Source organism: Bradyrhizobium sp. LeoB3, assembly GCF_055456055.1.
Genome location: NZ_JBVBEF010000250.1, coordinates 1 through 2461, shown reverse-complemented (window position 1 = coordinate 2461; position 2461 = coordinate 1). Strand labels below are relative to the sequence as shown.

Sequence of the window (2461 nt, the reverse complement as noted above, 5' to 3'; positions counted from 1 at the left end):
ATTTCCGTGCCGAGCAGGTAGTCTTGGCCGTGTTCCAATTCATGCTCCACCATGCCAAGCGCAAGCTCGACCTTGGGCATCGCGTGTGCCACGACCTTTTCATCGGACGCGAGGCCGAGTTCCGGAAAGACCAGCCGTTCGTGCGTCACGTGATAGATCATGTAGGGGTAGTAGTAGGAGTTGACCGCACTGATCCACTGGTTCATGCGCGCCCGCAGGCGGACGTCGCTCGGCGTCAGCTTTGGCCCTTCGAAGGCTTCGTCGACATAGGAGGCAATCGCGCTGGTCTCGTAGACCGTGAAGTCGCCGTGCCGAAGAATCGGGACCCGGTTGAACGGGTGCAGCGCCAGATGCTCACGCTTGCCCATCACCGGTTCAAGGTCATGAAAGCCATACGCTACGTCCTTGTGCGTCAGAATCAACCGCACGATGTTGACGTAGGTGCTTCGCGGGAAACCATAGACGATTGGCTCTGCCATCTGTTCCTCCTCTATCTTGTTCGCAACGGGCGCTTGTCATCGCCAGAACGGCTTAGCGGCTTCGTCCAGCGCCTCTTCGCGCGTGAGGCCGATGTCGGCGAGCAGATGCTGGTCGTCGGCCAGATCGCGGAGTGCCTGACGCAGCCCGCGCCGCGCGGACCAAGCCCGAAGCCCGCGTCCCGGAGCGCCGAGCCTTTGCACCGAATTTTCCTGATGAAGTTGTGGGAGCAGACTGGCCGGCCGGATCAGCCGAAGCGGCGAGGCGTTACGGGCAACGGTTGACATCGACAAGCTCCAAATCTCATGAAATGCTGCGTTGGAGCTTTCCCATAAGGTCAGCGGTCCGTGATCGGCAAAGCATCGTTTCTCTGGCCGGCCCTAGTTTTTCTCATGAAGTCCTTGTGCGATGCGTCCACGCTTGCCGCCCCTGAATGCGCTGAAGGCTTTCGAAGCCGCGGCTCGGCATGAAAGCTTTACCCGCGCAGCCGAGGAGCTTTGCGTCACGCAGGGCGCCGTGAGCCATCAAGTCAAGGCGCTGGAGGCGGAGCTTGCGATCAAGCTGTTCAATCGCGAGCGCCAGCGCCTGATCATCACCGAGGCGGGCAAGAACTATCTCACCATCGTACGCGATGCGCTGGACCGTATTGCGGTTGGCACCGAGCGGCTTCTGCAAAGGCAAAACGCCGGCGTCCTCACCGTCAGCACCTCGCCAGACTTTGCCGCCAAGTGGCTGGTTCACCGGCTCGGCCATTTCGCCGAAGCTCACCCCGGGATCGACCTTCGCGTTTCCGCAACGCTTCATCACGTAGACTTCGCGCGAGAGGAAGTCGACCTTGCGGTGCGCCATGGCGAGGGCAATTGGCCCGGGCTAGATACGATCAAGCTGAGCGGCGAGCAGCTCTTTGCCGTTTGCAGTCCGAAGCTTCTCTCGGGTCGGCGACGGCTCAGCAAGCCAGCCGACATCCTCAAATATCCACTGATCCATATGGATACCCGGGCAGATTGGTCCAGGTGGCTGCAGGCGGCGGGCGTCAACGACACGAATATCATCCACGGCCCGGTGCTCAATCGGGCAAGCATGGTAATCGACGCGGCGATCAACGGCCAGGGTATCGCACTTGCAAGGACGACATTGGCGGCGTGGGACCTGATCAACGGGCGGCTGGTGCGGCCGTTTCCGGAGGCGTTGCGACTATCGAAGACCTATTGGATCATTTGTCCGAAGGCGACGGCAGCCCAGCCGAAGATCGTCACGTTCCGCGACTGGCTTTTGGCAGAGGCTTCCAGGGATCTGCGGCAGCTCAAGAAGCTGGGCTGGTCCTTGAACCCGCTCAAGGAGAGCGGGAACTGATCCGTCCTCACGCAGACGATTGAAGATCAAGCAACGGTCAGTAATCCTTCCTGATCGCCGTTGCGAATAGGAAAGGCGGCGTAAAACCGTCGCTCGTTGCGGCCGTTCGCTTCCTGCACTAGTTTACTGATCGGGGACGTCGCAGCCTCCCCGTAAAATGGTGGCCCCATGCAAGCGCTGCTCGCTTTACTATGGAGCGAGCGCATGGACGGGTCCACTTTGAACTGCCGCTATTTCTGCTTGCGACCTTTGCGGGTGCACTTGTTGCTGGGCTCTCGGGCTTTGCCTTTGGACTTGTGGCGGCTTCGCTATGGCTTTACATCCTCACGCCGCTGCAGAGCACGACATTGATCGTCGACTTCGGTCTTCTGGTGCAGGGCTACTCAGTCTGGAGACTGCGCCGCGCGCTCGATGGGAGCAAATTGCTGCCGTTCATCGTCGGCGCAGCCCTCGGGGTTCCGACGGGCGTGTCTCTCTTGACCTGGTCCGATCCTCGAACCGTCAGCATCGCGGTTGGTGCGTTCCTCGCTGCGTACAGTCTCGACGCACTTCTCCGACCCAGCCTAAAACCGATCTCCACCGGAGGGAGCGCGGCCGACGCTGCGGTTGGCTTCCTCAACGGCGTGCTTGG

The 2461-nt window shown here is 60.7% G+C and carries 4 protein-coding genes; 2 read left to right on the top strand and 2 right to left on the bottom strand.

Going from position 1 to position 2461, the window contains the following annotated elements; translation table 11 throughout:
* Together ACZXDY_RS45500 and ACZXDY_RS45495 are read right to left on the bottom strand one after the other, a co-directional pair.
* A partial coding sequence (locus ACZXDY_RS45500; protein ID WP_464349960.1) for a glutathione S-transferase family protein occupies window positions 1-479 on the bottom strand: 479 nt, incomplete at its 3' end.
* A gap of 36 nt (window positions 480-515) precedes the next feature.
* Entirely contained in the window at window positions 516-764 is a 249-nt protein-coding gene (locus tag ACZXDY_RS45495) for a DUF1127 domain-containing protein (RefSeq protein WP_456646784.1), read from the bottom strand.
* A gap of 121 nt (window positions 765-885) precedes the next feature.
* Between ACZXDY_RS45495 and ACZXDY_RS45490 the strand changes: the two genes are divergently transcribed.
* Together ACZXDY_RS45490 and ACZXDY_RS45485 are read left to right on the top strand one after the other, a co-directional pair.
* A complete protein-coding gene (locus tag ACZXDY_RS45490; protein ID WP_464349959.1) occupies window positions 886-1830 on the top strand; it encodes a transcriptional regulator GcvA in 945 nt (314 codons plus the stop codon).
* A 191-nt stretch (window positions 1831-2021) separates the two neighbouring features.
* The coding region (locus tag ACZXDY_RS45485) for a sulfite exporter TauE/SafE family protein (RefSeq protein ID WP_464349958.1) at window positions 2022-2461 on the top strand (440 nt) is incomplete at its 3' end.

Coding starts and splice junctions, on each gene's coding strand:
- ACZXDY_RS45495 (WP_456646784.1), bottom strand. CDS start 764: ATGTCAACCGTTGCCCGTAACGCCTCGCCGCTTCGGCTGATCCGGCCG.
- ACZXDY_RS45490 (WP_464349959.1), top strand. CDS start 886: ATGCGTCCACGCTTGCCGCCCCTGAATGCGCTGAAGGCTTTCGAAGCC.